The sequence below is a fragment of the Plantactinospora sp. DSM 117369 genome, from assembly GCF_053764795.1.
The window spans coordinates 7,325,964-7,340,863 of the sequence record NZ_CM132446.1 but is presented as its reverse complement, the minus strand read 5'-3'; the positions used below and the strand labels follow the sequence as shown (position 1 = coordinate 7,340,863).

Annotated in this window: 11 protein-coding genes; all 11 read left to right on the top strand. The window is 71.1% G+C overall.

Translation table 11 applies throughout. The features are described from left to right. The first annotated feature begins 172 nt into the window (after positions 1 to 172). Positions 173 to 1,135 (top strand): MurR/RpiR family transcriptional regulator, encoded by a 963-nt coding sequence (locus ACSMXO_RS30995; protein ID WP_455414877.1) that lies wholly within the window; start codon positions 173 to 175, stop codon positions 1,133 to 1,135. 156 nt (positions 1,136 to 1,291) lie between these two features. Beyond that, complete coding sequence (gene ngcE, locus ACSMXO_RS30990; protein WP_346258903.1) at positions 1,292 to 2,794, top strand: N-acetylglucosamine/diacetylchitobiose ABC transporter substrate-binding protein; 1,503 nt, start codon at positions 1,292 to 1,294, stop codon at positions 2,792 to 2,794. 20 nt (positions 2,795 to 2,814) lie between these two features. Then, positions 2,815 to 3,723: a carbohydrate ABC transporter permease gene (locus ACSMXO_RS30985; protein WP_346258902.1), complete on the top strand. Its 909-nt coding sequence runs from the start codon at positions 2,815 to 2,817 to the stop codon at positions 3,721 to 3,723. Between the two features lie 13 nt (positions 3,724 to 3,736). Beyond that, the gene (locus tag ACSMXO_RS30980) at positions 3,737 to 4,657 is read left to right on the top strand and encodes a carbohydrate ABC transporter permease (RefSeq protein ID WP_346258901.1); all 921 of its coding nucleotides are present in this window, start codon (positions 3,737 to 3,739) and stop codon (positions 4,655 to 4,657) included. A 203-nt stretch (positions 4,658 to 4,860) separates the two neighbouring features. Continuing rightward, positions 4,861 to 5,457 (top strand): GNAT family N-acetyltransferase, encoded by a 597-nt coding sequence (locus tag ACSMXO_RS30975; protein ID WP_346259008.1) that lies wholly within the window; start codon positions 4,861 to 4,863, stop codon positions 5,455 to 5,457. Positions 5,458 to 5,612: 155 nt separating this feature from the next. Continuing rightward, positions 5,613 to 5,789, top strand: a complete 177-nt coding sequence (locus tag ACSMXO_RS30970) for a hypothetical protein (RefSeq protein ID WP_455414876.1) — start codon at positions 5,613 to 5,615, stop codon at positions 5,787 to 5,789. Positions 5,790 to 5,793: 4 nt separating this feature from the next. Next, positions 5,794 to 8,160 carry an FxsB family cyclophane-forming radical SAM/SPASM peptide maturase gene (locus tag ACSMXO_RS30965; protein WP_455414875.1) on the top strand — a complete coding sequence of 789 codons (2,367 nt, stop codon included), beginning with the start codon at positions 5,794 to 5,796 and terminating at the stop codon, positions 8,158 to 8,160. Beyond that, complete coding sequence (locus ACSMXO_RS30960) at positions 8,150 to 8,989, top strand: aminoglycoside N(3)-acetyltransferase (RefSeq protein ID WP_455414874.1); 840 nt, start codon at positions 8,150 to 8,152, stop codon at positions 8,987 to 8,989. Before ACSMXO_RS30965 ends, ACSMXO_RS30960 begins: the two co-directional genes overlap by 11 nt. A 46-nt stretch (positions 8,990 to 9,035) precedes the next feature. Next, a complete protein-coding gene (locus tag ACSMXO_RS30955; protein ID WP_318399384.1) occupies positions 9,036 to 9,731 on the top strand; it encodes a TIR-like protein FxsC in 696 nt (231 codons plus the stop codon). Beyond that, positions 9,728 to 10,966: a TIR-like protein FxsC gene (locus ACSMXO_RS30950; RefSeq protein ID WP_455414873.1), complete on the top strand. Its 1,239-nt coding sequence runs from the start codon at positions 9,728 to 9,730 to the stop codon at positions 10,964 to 10,966. The genes ACSMXO_RS30955 and ACSMXO_RS30950 overlap by 4 nt, the downstream gene beginning before the upstream one ends. After that, positions 10,963 to 14,853, top strand: a complete 3,891-nt coding sequence (gene fxsT, locus ACSMXO_RS30945) for an FxSxx-COOH system tetratricopeptide repeat protein (protein ID WP_455414872.1) — start codon at positions 10,963 to 10,965, stop codon at positions 14,851 to 14,853. The genes ACSMXO_RS30950 and fxsT overlap by 4 nt, the downstream gene beginning before the upstream one ends. The last annotated feature ends 47 nt before the right edge of the window (positions 14,854 to 14,900 follow it).

The window sequence follows — 14,900 nt, the reverse complement described above, 5'->3', positions numbered from 1 at the left end:
GATCGGCGTCCATGCTGCTCGGTGCGGCTGTCCGGGGCAAGCGCTGGTCGTCCGGCGCCAGGGCGGGCCCAGGTAACAGTTTGAAAACTTCACCCATCGTCTTGACAAGGAGGGGCTCTTAGTAAGAACTTTTACCACTAACAGTTAACTTCCTTTTCGGAAAGGCGTGCCCATGGTCGAGCAGGAGGCGGACACCATCGCGGGGACCGCGGTGGTCGACGCCGAGCCCGACCGCCGGGCCGCCGCCGGGCTCTCACCGGCGGACAGCGTGCTGGTCCGGGTCCGGTCCCGACTCACCGAGTTCACCGGTGCCCTGCAGCGGGTGGCCGAGCAGGTGCTCAGCGATCCGGCCGCCGCCGCCCGGGCCACCATCGTCGAGCTGGCGGAGCGCAGCGGCACGTCCCCGGCCACCGTCACCCGGTTCTGCCGGGCACTGGGCTTCGAGGGCTACGCCGACCTGCGGCTCGGCATCGCCGCCGAGACCGGCCGGGCGCACACCGCCGGCTGGACCGTCGACATCGGCCGGGAGATCCAGCCGACCGACCCGCTGGAGCGGGTGCTCGGCCAGATCATCGCGGCGGACACCCAGGCCATGCACGACACCGCCGCGCTGCTGGACCTGGCCGAGGTCGGGCGGGCCGCCGAGGCGATCGCCGGAGCCGCCCGGGTGAACATCTTCGGCGCCAGCGGCAGTGCGCTGGTCGGCGAGGAGATGCAGTTCAGCCTGCACCGCATCGGCGTGGCGGCGTGGGCCTGGAACGACGTACACGAGGGGTTGGCCGGGGCCGCGCTGCTCCGCAAGGGTGACGTCGCCCTGGGCATCTCGCACACCGGCCAGACCCGCGAGACCATCGAGACCCTCGCCGAGGCGGGCAGTCATGGCGCGACCACGGTGGCGCTGACCGGGTTCCCCCGGTCGCCGCTGGCCGAACTGGCCGACATCGTGCTGCTCACCGCCAGCCAGGCGACCACCTTCCGGCCGGACGCGCTCTCCGCCCGGCATCCGCAGCTCGTCGTGCTCGACCTGCTCTACATCGCCGTCGCCCAACGCACCCACGACCGGGCCCACGCCGCGTTCCAGCGGACGGCCCGGGCGGTGGGCGGGCACAAGGCGACCAAGGAGGCGCGGCCGTGACACGCATCCGACACCGACCCGTCGGGGCGGAGGTACTCGTGTTCCGCCTCCGGCCCGATCGTCCCTGGCGGGGACGAGTAACCGCACCGCTGGCAGGTCCCGGTCATCCGGAGTCGTCCGGCTGGCCCGACCCGATTCTCAACTGAGGAGATGAAGATGTCCGCAACCTCCGACCACGCGTCGGACCGCGTTGATCCGTCGACCATGACCGGGCCGGACCTGCCGGCGGCGCTGGGCACCAGCCGCCGTACGGTGCTGCGCCGGGCCGCCGCCGCCGGGATGTTCGCCATCCCCGCCGCGGGCCTGCTCGGCGCCTGCGCCACCGGTGGTGACGACGAGGGCAGTACCGAGCAGGAGACCGGAGAGAAGAGCGCCACCAACCCGCTCGGCGTCAAGGAGGACGCCGCGCTGGAGGTGATCATCTTCAACGGTGGCTACGGCGAGAAGTACGCCACCGACGTGCACGAGAAGCTCTACCAGACCGCCTTCCCGAAGGCGCAGATCAAGCACCAGGCGACCCAGGCGGTCTCCACGGTGCTCCAGCCGCGGTTCACCGCCGGTGACCCGCCGGAGTTCGTCAACAACTCGGGCGAGAAGTTCCTCGACTTCGGTGCCCTGGTCAACGACAACCAGCTCCAGGACCTGACCGAGCTGTGGGACGCGCCGTCGGTCGACGACCCGAACAAGAAGGTCCGGGACACCGTCATCCCGGGCGTGGTCGAGCAGGGCATGTTCAACACCAAGGACGGGGCGCGCAAGCCCTTCGTGCTCTACTACGTCTCGACCGTCTACGGCATCTGGTACTCCGGCAAGCTCTTCAAGGACAACGGCTGGACCGTACCGACCACCTGGGCCGACTTCACCGCGCTCTGCGACAAGATCAAGGCCAAGGGCATCACCCCGTTCGGCTACGCCGGGGCGAACGCGGCGTACTACATGTGGAACGTGATCCTGACCCAGGCCGCGAAGGTCGGTGGTCCGGACGTGCTGAAGAGCATCGACAACCTGGAGCCGAACGCCTGGAAGGCCGACGCGGTGATCCAGTCCGCCAAGGCCTGGGCCGAGATCGGCGCCAAGTACGGCGACAAGAGCTTCGAGGGCCTCAAGCACACCGACGTGCAGCTCCGGCAGAACCAGTACAAGCTCGCCTTCTACCCCAGCGGCGACTGGCTGGAGAACGAGCAGAAGAAGGACACGCCGGCCGGCTTCGAGTACCAGCTCATGCCGGTGCCGAGCCTGACCGCTGGGGACAAGCTGCCGGCCGGTGCGATCCGGGCGGCCGGCGGCGAGGGGTACTTCGTCTCGGCCAAGAGCAAGAACCCGCGCGGCGGCATGGAGTACATGCGGCAGATGCTCTCCAAGGCGGGTGCCCGGGGCTTCACCGAGACCGTCGGGGCGGCCACCGTGGTGCCGGCCGGCAGCGAGGGCTACTCGTTCCCGCCCGGCGTGGCCAGCTCGCAGGCCGCGCTGAAGGCGGCCGGGGCGAACGTGTTCAACATGATGTTCGACAACTGGTACAAGGAGCTGGACACTGAGGCCCGGACGGCGACCAACGAACTGATGTTCGGCCGCGCCACCGCCGAGCAGTGGGCCGAGCGGATCCAGAAGCGCGCGGACGCCATCAAGGCCGACAGCAGCGTCGCCAAGTTCTCGCGCTGATTGACCGGAATGGAGTGATCATGCGGCAGGGCAAGTACCCGTTCGTGATCGGCTTTCTCTTCCTGCCGGTCACGCTCTACTCGATCTTCGTGATCGCGCCGTACGCCCAGGCGTTCCAGCTCGCGATGACGAACTGGCGGGGCATCGGCACGCCGGAGTGGATCGGGTTCGAGAACTTCCAGCGGCTGTTCAACGACACGGCCTTCTGGAAGGCGGTCCAGCACCACGGGATAATCCTGCTCGCCCTGCCGCTGATCACCATCGCCATCGCGCTGTTCTTCGCCTTCATGCTGAACGTCGGCGGCGGCAGCAGGGGCGGGCAGCGGGTCGGGGTCCGGGGGTCCGCCTTCTACCGGGTGGTCTTCTTCTTCCCCCAGGTCCTGGCGGTGGCGGTCATCGCGGTGCTGTTCCAGATGGTCTACCGGCCGGACGAGTCCGGCCTGATCAACGGCGTGCTGACGAAGATCGGGCTGGAGCCGGTCTTCTTCATGATCAACCCGAACCTCGCCCTCTGGTCGATCATCGCGGTGCTGGTCTGGCAGAGCGTCGGCTTCTACGTGGTGCTCTTCTCGGCCGGCATGGCGTCCATCCCGACCGAGATCTACGAGGCCGCCGAGATCGACGGGGCCACCAAGGTCACCCTCTTCTTCCGGGTCACCCTTCCGCTGCTCTGGGACACCCTCCAGGTGGCCTGGGTCTATCTGGGCATCGCGGCGTTCGACTGCTTCGCCATCGTCGCGGTGCTCTCCATCGACAGCGGCGGCCCGGACGGGGCCACCACGGTGCTCGCGATGGAGATCTACCGCAACGCCTTCACCTACGGCCGGGCCGGCTACGCCTCGGCGATGGGGGTGGCGCTGTTCTTCCTGACCATCACGTTCGCGGCGCTGATGCTGCGGGTGTCCAAGCGGGAGAGCATCGAGTACTGAGATGGGACCCCAGATGACGACAGAGACCGAGCGCCCGGTGATCCGGCCGGGGGAAGGCAAGCTGGCCGGCGCGGCCGGCAAGGGCCGCGACCGTAAGGTCAGGTCCGAGGTACGACTGCTGTCCAGCCTGGGCCACGTCGCCCTGGTGGTCTGGGCGGTGATCGTGATCGTCCCGATCCTCTGGACCTTCCTGGCCTCGTTCAAGAACACGGCGGAGATCTTCAGCAGCCCGTGGACGCTTCCGGCGGAGCTGCGCTGGGAGAACTGGGGCCGCGCCTGGACCCAGGCCCGGGTCGGGAAGTTCTTCGTCAACAGCGTGATCGTGGTCTCCTGCGGCGTCTTCGGCACGATGCTGCTGGGTTCGATGGCCGCGTACGTGCTGGCCCGCTACAAGTTCGTCGGCAACCGGGTGATCTACTACCTCTTCGTCTCCGGGCTGGCCTTCCCGGTCTTCCTGGCCCTGGTGCCGCTCTTCTTCGTGGTGGAGAACCTCGGCCTGCTCAACTCGCACACCGGGCTGGTCCTGGTCTACATCGCGTACTCGCTGCCGTTCACGGTCTTCTTCCTGGCCGCGTTCTTCAAGACGCTGCCGACCTCGGTGGCCGAGGCGGGCATGATCGACGGCTGCTCGCACACCCGGCTCTTCTTCCAGGTGATGCTGCCGATGGCCAAGCCCGGCCTGATCAGCGTCGGGATCTTCAACATCATCGGGCAGTGGTCGCAGTACCAGTTGCCGCTGGTGCTGCTCTCCAACGCCGAGGACAAGTGGGTGCTCACCCAGGGCATCGCCGACATCTCGGTCAACGCCGGTTACGAGGCGGACTGGTCCGGGCTGTTCGCCGCGCTGACCATGGCGATCCTGCCGATGATCCTGGTCTACGCGATCTTCCAGCGGCAGATCCAGTCCGGCCTCACCGCCGGCGCGGTCAAGTAGCGCGGCCCACCGGACGCGACACTCCCCGGCCGGCCGCGTACCGGCGGGCCGTCCCACCAGACCGGGCCCCGATCTCTCACGAGGAGATCGGGGCCCGCTTGCTGGACGACGGACCGGGCGGCGCCGGCGGCGCGTGCCAGTCCCTGCATCGGAACGGGTACGCCGGCACCGGGCCGGTGCCGGTGCTCGGCCATCATGGACGGATGCCCCTGCTGGTGCCGCCAGTCCTGCCGGCCGACTCGCTGCGCACGATCCGCCAACCCCGGCTCACCGCCGGCGGCGGGCTGGCCCTGCGGCCGTGGCGGGTGGACGACGCCGCCACCGTGCGGGCCGCTTTCGACTGTCCGGAAATCCAGCGGTGGCATCTGCGCCGGTTGGACAGCGAGGACGAGGCGCGGGAGTGGACGGCGCAGTGGCCGGCCCGCTGGGCGGCGCAGACCGACGCGAGCTGGGCCGTGGTGGCGGAGCGGACCGGCGAGCCGCTCGGCCAGGTGGGGCTGCGCGAGATCCGGCTGGACCAGGCGTCGGCCGAGATCTCGTACTGGGTGCTGCCGGCCGCCCGCGGCCGGGGCCTCGCCGGCCGGGCGGTACGGGCAGTACAGGCGTGGGCCTTCGACCGCCTCGGGCTGCACCGGCTGGAGCTGCGGCACTCGACGGCGAACCGCGCGTCCTGCCGGGTGGCCGACAAGCTCGGGTTCGCGGTCGAGGGGACGCTGCGCGGCGCGTGGTGGCACGCGGACGGCTGGCACGACGTACACCTGCACGCCCGGCTGCGCGACGAGGGCGACCGCGTGGCGTGACCCGGCCGGCTGCCGGCTCTGCCGCGGCGTTGGCGGGCGCCCTGGCGACGGCCGGTGACATGACGACGGGTGGCCCCTATGCTACTGAATGGAGTGAGGTTCGTCGCTCCGACGACCGCGCCGCCCGCGTCACCGGCATTGAGGGGGAACCCGTCGTGGCCCATGCCGCACCCGTCGAGGCCCAGCAGACGTCCACCGACCTGACCGCGATCCTGCGTACCCCGCTGCGTCAGCTCTCCGCCGACCAGGTCCGCCCCGTCGTACGGCGGATCGTCGACGACCGCGAGCGCGCCGAGGCCGTCGACGTGGCAGCGTTCCAATCGTCGATCTGATCGCGTGAGGCCCACCGCGCGAGGCCACTCCGACGTACGGCCGCGCGGGCTGAGCCAGTATGTCCTCAAGGTACACAGCCGGTGTGACCTGGCCTGCGACCACTGTTACGTCTACCAGCACGCGGACCAGAGCTGGCGCGAGCGGCCTCGGGAGATCGCCCCGGAGACCGTGCGGGCCGCCGCCACCCGGATCGCCGAGCACGCCCGGGAGCACGGACTCCGGCGGATCCATCTGGTGCTGCACGGCGGTGAGCCGCTGCTGCTCGGCCCGGTCAGGCTGGCGGCGGTGCTGAACCGGCTGCGCGCCACCATCGAGCCGGTGGCCGAGCTCGACCTGCGGATGCAGTCCAACGGGGTGCTGCTGACCCCGCGCCTGTGCGACCTGTTCGCGGCGCACGGCGTACGGGTCGGGATCTCGCTCGACGGCGACGCCGCCGCCAACGACCGGCACCGGCGCTTCGCGGGCGGGGCGAGCAGCCATGCGCCGGTACGCCGGGCGCTGGCCCTACTGCGCCGCCCGGAATACCGCCACAGCTACGCGGGCATCCTCTGCACCATCGACGTGCGCAACGACCCGATCCGGGTGTACGAGGCACTGCTGGCCGAGGCGCCGCCCCGGATCGACCTCCTGCTGCCGCATGCCACCTGGAACGCCCCGCCGTCGCGGCCCGATGGCACGGCGACCCCGTACGCCGACTGGCTGCTGCGCATCTACCGTCGGTGGGTCCGGGACGGCAGGCCGGTCGAGATCCGGCTCTTCGACTCGCTGATCGCCACGGCGGCGGGTGGGCGCAGCGGCACCGAGTCGGTCGGGCTCGACCCGGCGGACCTCGCGGTGGTGGAGACGGACGGTGCCTGGGAACTGGCCGACTCGATGAAGACCGCGTACGACGGCGCTGCCGGGATCGGGCTGGATGTCTTCCAGCATCCAGCGGACGCCGTGCTCGCCCATCCGGAGTTCGTCGGCAGCCAACGGGGTCTGTCCGGGCTCTGCCGGACCTGCCGGCAGTGCCCCGTCGTCGCGCAGTGCGGCGGCGGGCTCCGGGCGCACCGTTACTCCGACGTCGGCGGATTCGACAATCCGTCCGTCTACTGTGCCGACCTGAAGGAGCTGATCATTTCGATCAACCGGGAAACGGCGACCGATGCGACGCCGACCGGGGTGGCCGTCCCGACCGGCCCGCGCGGGGACCTGCTGCTCGACGGCCTGCCCACCGGCGATCTGCTCGAAGACCTCGGCGCCGGCCACGGCTCGATGACCAGCCTGCGGCGGCTCGCCGCCGCCCAGCTCGGATACGTCCGGGGGCTGTTGGTCGAGCTGGCCGACCGGGTCGCCGGTACCCCGACCGCCAGCGCCTGGGAGCTGCTCGCCCGGCTCGACGAGGAGGCGGCCGAGGCGGTGTCGGCGACCCTCGCCCACCCCTACCTGCGGCGCTGGGCGCGGCAGTGCCTCACGCACCGGGCCGGGAAGACCTCCGAGCGGGCGCACCTGGCCGGGGTGGCGGCAGCCGTGGCGATCCGGGCCGGCGTCGTCGCCGACCTCGAGGTGCCGGTCCGGTCCGGCCTGGTCCACCTGCCGGGCCTCGGTGCGCTCGCACTCGACGAACCGGGGGAGCGGAGCGCGCTGCTGTCCATCGCCGGTGGCGGTTTCACCGCCCGCGCCGGGCCCTCGGCCGTCGTTGTGCCGCCGGCCGGGCACGCGCCGCCGCCGGCCGCCTGGCGACCGGTACGCCGGGCCGGGCTGGACGGTTGGGAGATCCTCGTCGAGGATCTCGACCCGTACCGGGACTGCTACGAGTGGCCGGCGGCGGCTCGGCTCGACCCGGCGGCGCTGGCGTCCTGGCAGCGGTCGCTGGCCGTCGCGTGGGCCCGGATCCAGCGGGAGGTGCCCGGTCAGGCGCCGGGCCTGCGGGCCGGCCTGCGCGCCGTCACACCGTTGCGGACCGATTCCACCGGCCGGTTGCGCAGCGCCACCTCCCGGGACGCCTTCGGAGCGGTCGGCACCGTCGCCGCCGATCCCGACGCGCTGGCCGTGCTGCTGGTGCACGAGTTCCAGCACGTGAAGCTCGGCGCCCTGCTGGACCTCACCGTCCTGTTCGACCCGGCGTACCCGGGGCGGCTGAGCGTGCCGTGGCGGGACGCGCCGCGACCGCTGGAGGGCGCGCTCCAGGGCACCTACGCCCATCTGGCCATCGCCGACATCTGGCGGGCCCGGCCGGGCGCCGAGGCCGGGGAACACTACCGCCGGTACCACGGGTGGACGGCACGAGCGATCGACAGGCTCGCCGGGACCGGCGCCCTCACGGAGCACGGGCAACGGTTCGTCCGGCAGATGGGTGAGACCCTGCACTCCTGGCCCGATGAGCGCTGACCCGGCGACCCGCACCACGCACGCCGATCCCCGCCAGACCGAGCGGCTCGCCGCCGACCTGGCCGCGATCGGCGTACGACCCGGCCAGGATGTGCTGGTGCACTGCTCGATGCGGCGGATCGGGCCGGTGCCGGGCGGTCCGGCGACCCTGCTGGCCGCGCTGCGCCGGGTGGCTGGCCCGGAGGCGACGGTGGTCGTACCGGCGCAGACGGCCGGCAACTCCACGACCGGTCCCGCGTTCCGCGCCGCCACCGAGCGGCTGGACGCGGCGGGGCGGGCCGGGTACGAGGCCCGGATGCCCGGGTTCGACCCGGCGACCACGCCCTCGGGGGGGATGGGGGTCTTCGCCGAACACCTGCGCAGACAGCCGGGTGCGGCGCGCAGCGGGCACCCGATCACGTCTTTCGCCGCCCTCGGCCGGCGCGCGGTGGAGTTCACGCAGACCCACGACCTCGACTGTCACCTCGGGGAACGCTCCCCACTCGGCCGCCTCTACGACGCCGGCGCCGCCGTACTGCTGCTCGGCGTCGGTTACGACAGGTGCACCGCGCTGCACCTGGCCGAGTACCGTCCCGACGCCCGCCGGCCGGCGGGCCCGCCACCGGAGCGGGTGTACCGCTGCTACGTGCTGGCGAATGGCCGGCGGGAGCGGTGCGACTTCCGCGCGCCGGTGCTCGACATGAGCGACTTTCCCCGGATCGGTGCGGCGATCGAGACCAGTCTGCCGGTCGGTCGGGGCCCGGTCGGTGCCGCGGCGGCGCGGCTTCTGGATCTTCGCGCTACGGTCGATTTCGCGACAAGCTGGATGGCGGAGCACCGCCGACCGTAAAGCTGGATAGACCGGCCGGTACCCGTGTGCTTACCTTGGGCGACGGGTGTGGGGTGACGCATGGTCGACGGCAGGAGAGCGGCAGTTGGACGACGGCCGGGTGGTGGACGATCCACTCGCTCCACTGTTCTTTGTCAGCTACGCCGTCATCAAGCCGCCGCGGCGCACTCCCGGAGGCCGGCGGGAGGCCAACACCAATGCGCTGCGACTCTTCTCCGAGCTGTCGATTCACGTAAACGCCCTGGTGAGCCGGCCGACCGGCGCGGACCCCGGTTACATCGACCGGAACATGCGCGGCGGCGAGCGGTGGACCCCGGACCTGCTGGAGGCCGTCGGCACCTGCCAGGTCTTCGTCGCGTTGCTGTCTCCGGCCTATCTGGACAGTGAGTGGTGCGCGCGGGAGTGGAATCTCTTCGCCAGCCGCACCGTCGTACGCCGCGACGGCCGGCCCAGCAACGAGACCTGCATACTGCCGGTGAGTTGGACCCCGGCGGATTCCTGCGAGCCGCCGAACTATGTCCAGCGGTTCTCCCCGGACGGCACCCCGGACGAGGACCTGGTCCCGACCTATCACCAGGAGGGCCTCTACGGCCTGCTCTCGATGAAGGACCCGGCCAGCGACGTGGTGCTCTGGAAACTCGCGCAGCGCATCGTCGAACTGTCCCGATCGCACTGGGTCGAGCCGCGGGTCCTGACCACACCCGGCGGAATTGCCCGGAAGTTCTCCAGGAGGGGCACATGACCGGGAGCGGCGCGGCGGCAGCGGCGGCGATCGGTGACGGCACCTACTTCTTCCTCAGCTACGCCCACTCCGCGCCGATGCTCGAGGATCCCCGGCTCGATCCCGACAAGTGGGTGAAGGTCTTCTTCGACGACCTGTCGGCGGCGATCCGCAGCCGGATCTCCGCCGCCGACGGGCGGCAGGTCGGGTTCTTCGACGCACAACTGCACTCCGGCGCGGACTGGGAGGAGGCGCTGACCGCGGCGCTCGGCAACACCCAGGTCTTCGTACCGCTCTACTCGCCCGCCTACCTCAGCAACTCCTGGCCGCTCGACGAACTGGAGTCGTTCCGCCGCCGGTTGAAGGCGTCCCCCATCGCCGAGAAATACCGGCACATCATCCCGGTGCTCTGGATCCCGCTGCCGTCCTGGGACCAGAGCGCCGAGACCCGCGAGGCGCTCGAACTCGCCGGCGACGTCCCCGGGTACGCGGAGAACGGCCTGCGGGCGCTCTGCATGCTCGCCAGCTACCGCGCCGCGTACCAGGAGATCCTGGGCCGGCTCGCGGCGGAGGTCACGCAGATCGCGCAGCGTTACCCGCTGCCGCCCTCCCGGGTGCCCAGGGTGGCCGAGGCGCAGCACACCTCCCTGGCGGACGCCCAGTTCGTGGTCGTCGTCGCCGCACCGACCCTGGCCGAGGCGCCGCCGGACCGGGAGCCCGGGGTCTACACCGAGCGGAGCGAGCAGTGGCGCCCGTTCGGGCAGGACCAGGCGCTACCCGCCGCGAAATACGTGGCCAGCACCGCCGAGCGGCTGGGGCTGGCCACCCACGTCACCAGCTTCGCGGACGCCGGTGACGCGATGGTCCGCTGCCCCTCGGTCCTGCTCATCGACCCGTGGGTGGTCAGCGACAGCGCCGGTGAGCACGACCTGGCGCTCGTCCTCAAACGCCTGCCCCGGTGGGTGATCCCGCTGGTGGTGCTGAACGAGGGCGATCCGCACACCGCGACCGTGGGCACCCGGTTCGCCGACCGGGTCGCCCGGATGCTCGGCGCGGCGAACCGGCCCCCCGCGAAGCGGGTCGGCCAGCTCCCGGAGTTCGTGCAGATCATGCCGGAGCTGGTGACCGAGGCACGCCGGCAGTACCTCAAGAACGCTCCCGTCCTTCCGCCGGACCGGCCCCGGGTCCGGCGCCCACAGCTCGGCCGCCCCGAACCGCCGGGCGATATCCCCGCAGGCACGGAAGAGGAACGATGACTGACGAACGCAACGGCCAGGTGGTCACGTTCTACTCGTTCAAGGGTGGCACCGGCCGGACCATGGCACTGGCCAACGTGGCCTGGATCCTCGCCGCGAACGGCAAGAAGGTCCTGGTCGCGGACTGGGATCTGGAATCGCCCGGCCTGCACCGGTTCTATCACCCGTTCATCGACCTGAGCGTGCTGGTCGGCACCGGCGGGGTCATCGACATGATCCGCGGGTTCGAGACCCAGGCCTCGGCGAAGGACGCCGACGGCGTACCGAAGATCCGGTTCCTGCCCGCGGGCTGGGAGGCGGAGTTCGCCCGGGTACAACACTTCGCCTTCTCGCTGAACTACACCTTCCCCGGCGGGGGCAGCCTCGACTTCCTCTCGGCGGGCCGGCAGAACCAGGACTACGCCGCCGGGATCAGCGGCCTGGACTGGGACGTCTTCTACGACGGACTGGGTGGGGCGGCGTTCATCGACGCGCTGCGCGAGGACATGCGGCGCAACTACGACTACACGCTGATCGACAGCCGGACCGGGCTGAGCGACGTGGCGAGCATCTGCACCATCCACCTGCCGGACGTGTTGGTCGACTGCTTCACCCTCAGCGACCAGGGAATCGAGGGCGCGGCGCGGGTCGCCCGGGACGTCACCAAGCGGTACGTCAACCGGCGGATCCGGGTGCTGCCGGCTCCGATGCGGGTCGACCCGGCCGAACAGGACAAGGCCAACGCCGGCCGCGCGCTCGCCATGCACCGGTTCGCGGGCCTGCCCGCCGGGCTGACCGAGGCCGACCGGCGTGACTACTGGGCCGAGGTCGAGGTCCCCTATGTGGCCTACTACGCGTACGAGGAGACGCTGGCGACGTTCGGCACCGACCGGGCGATGCTCTCGGCGTACGAGCGGCTGACCGCGGCCATCACGGAGGGCCAGGTCCGGTCGCTGCCCCGGATGGAGGACGTCCTGCGGGACCAGTTGCGGTCCCAGTTCGAGCGCAAGAGGTTCCTGCCGCAGGGCGAGATCCTGCTGCGGTACTCGCCGAAGGACCAGGTCTGGGCGGAGTGGATCGAGCGGGTACTCGGACCGGCCGGGATCGGCGCCGTCGACGTCTGGTCGAGGGAGGGGAGCCCGGGCCGGGACAGCTCGCCGATCCGGACGCTGACCATCGTCTCGACCGCCTACGCGGAGAGCGCGCTGGACTCCCTGCCACCGGCGGAGACCCCCGGTTCGGGTGCCCCGCTCGCGGTGTACGTCGACGACGTCAGGTCGCTGCCCGAGTTCCTGCCCGAAACGTCGGTCTTCCTGACCGGGGTCACGAAGGCGAGCGACGCGGTGGCGAGCCTGCTGCGGCTGGTCGGGCGGGTGGCGTCGGCCGCCGACGACGCCAACGCGGCGACCGTGGCCCGCTATCCGGGCGCCGGACCGGAGTTGCAGAAGACGCCGGTCGCCAACGTGCAGTTCACCGGGCGGGACGAGAATCTGCGCACGCTGCGGCAACTGCTCCGTTCCGGCACCAGCCGCGGTTACTCGCTGGTCGCGCTGCACGGGATGGGCGGGGTCGGCAAGAGCCAGATCGCCCTGGAGTACGTCCACCGGTTCCGGACGGCGTACGACCTGGTGTTCTGGATCGAGGCCGATCCGCAGATCTTCATCGACACCCAGCTGGTCGAGCTCGGTGAGCGGATGGGCCTGCCGGAGCAGGCGAACGTCCCGGCCGCCATTCGCCAGGTGCTCGACACGCTGGTCCGCGGCGACCGGTACCCGCGCTGGCTGCTGGTCTTCGACAACGTCGCCGACTACCGCGAGATCGAGGACTTCCTGCCGCAGGGCGGTCGGGGCCACATCATCATCACCGCCCGGGAGAAGACCTGGGAGGAGGGCGCGGAGACGATCGAGATCAGCCCGTTCAGCCGGGCCGAGAGCATCGAGCAGCTCCAGCGCCGGGCGCCCGACATCTCCCACCGGGACGCCGACCGGGTCGCCGAGGCGCTCGGTGACCTGCCGATCGCGCTGGCCCCCGCCGGTGCCTACCTCGCCGACAGTGGCATCACGGTGGACGACTACCTCGTGCAGCTGGCCGAGCAGGGCACCTCACTGGACACCTGGGGCCCGTCCCTGGACCGGCTCAAGCAGGACTCGCCGGGCGCCTACCGGCTGCTGGAAATCTGTTCGGTGCTGTCGGTGAAGGTCTCCATCGAGCTGCTCAACAGCAAGGGCATCGGGGAGCTGCTGCGGCAGGCCGATCCGTCGGTGCCGAGCCGGTCGGGCGCCGCGAAGCTGATCCAGCGGACCAACCGGTTGGCGCTGCTGCGGCTCGACACCCGCGCCCAGCAGATCGAGCTGCACCGGTTGCTGCGGGACGCCGTCCAGCGACGGATGACCGGCCAGGAGCAGCAGAGCATCCGGCAGCAGGTGATCAGTGCCCTGGCCGCGGCCCGGCCGGACAGCGATGTCGACGTGGCAGAGAACTGGGACCGCTTCCAGCTACTCTGGCCGCACCTGGAGGAGTCCGAGGAGGCCATGCAGGCGGCGCTCGACTCCGACGACCCGGCCGTGCTGGATCTGCTGGTCGAGCGGGTCCGCTACATCTGGCTGCGCGGCGTACTCCACCAGGCCCGCGAGCTGGCCGAGCGGATCCTGGCGGCGTGGACCGCCCGGATCGAGGAGAGCACCGATCCGGCCGTACCCGAGATGCTCCGTCCGCCACTGCTGCGGTTGCGGTTCAACTTCGGTAACATCCTGCGCTCCCAGGGCCACTTCAAGGACGCCCACGCGTACGACGAGATGACCCTCGCCGAGCAGCGGGAACTGCTCGGCGAGACGCACGCCGACGCGCTGATGACCGCCGGTGGCCTCGCCGGTGACCTGCGTGGTCTGGGCCGGTACGGCGAGGCACTGGCCTTGGACCAGCAGACCCATCGGATGTGGTCGCGCGACTTCGGCGAGGACTTTCCGCGTACGCTCACCGCGCTGAACAACCTGGCGGCGTCGATGCGGCTGGCCGGCAACATCAGGGAGGCGCAGCGCCTCGACGACCAGGTGTTCGAGCGGCGCCGGGTAATGCTGGGCCGCAACAACCACTGGACGCTCGGTTCCGCCGTCAACCTGGCCCGTGACCTCAGGGAGACCGGCGACTACCAGCGGTCGCTGAGCCAGTCGCAGGAGGCTCTGGCGGGCTACCGGAGCCTGTCCGGGCCGAACGCGCTGGCCACGCTGACCGCACAGGTGAACCTGGCGGTGGCGCTGCGGACGGTCGGCCAGGCGGTCGAGGCGGGCCGGCTGCTCGACGCCGCGTACGACATGTTGCGGATGACGTTCGGCGACGACAGTCCCGACACGCTGGCGGCCCGGCTGAGCCGGGCGACAAACCGGCTGGCGTTGCACCAGGTCGCCGAGGCGGAGGAGGAGTTGCGAGCGGTGCAGGCGGCTTACCAGGAGCTGCTCGACACCCGCCACCCGCACATGCTGATCTGCGAGAACAACCTGTCGGTGGCGGCCCGGGCGCGCGGCGACCGGGAGGCCGCCCGCAGGTCGGCGCAGGCGGCCGTGAGCGGACTGGCCGAGATGCTGCACCCCGAGCATCCGTTCCTGCTCGCCGCCCAGATGAACCTGGCGGTCGGCAAGGCCGAGACCGGTGATCTCCCGGGTGCGCTCGAGTTGGTGGAGAACCTGCACAAGGTGATGCGTACGGCGCTCCTCCCCGAGCACCCGGACACGCTGCGCGGTGCGGCCAACCTGGCCCTGATCCGCAACCTGCGGGAGCCGGACTCCGGCTCGGAGGAGTTCGAGGCGGCCCTGGCGGAGTTGACCGAGCGGCTCGGCAGTAGCCATCCGGACGTGCGGACGCTGGGGCGGCGGACGCTGCTCGACCGGGTGCTGGATCCGCACCCGTTCTGATCGGCGGCCCTGCCCGACGGGGTGCGGGATCGACACCGATCTGATCT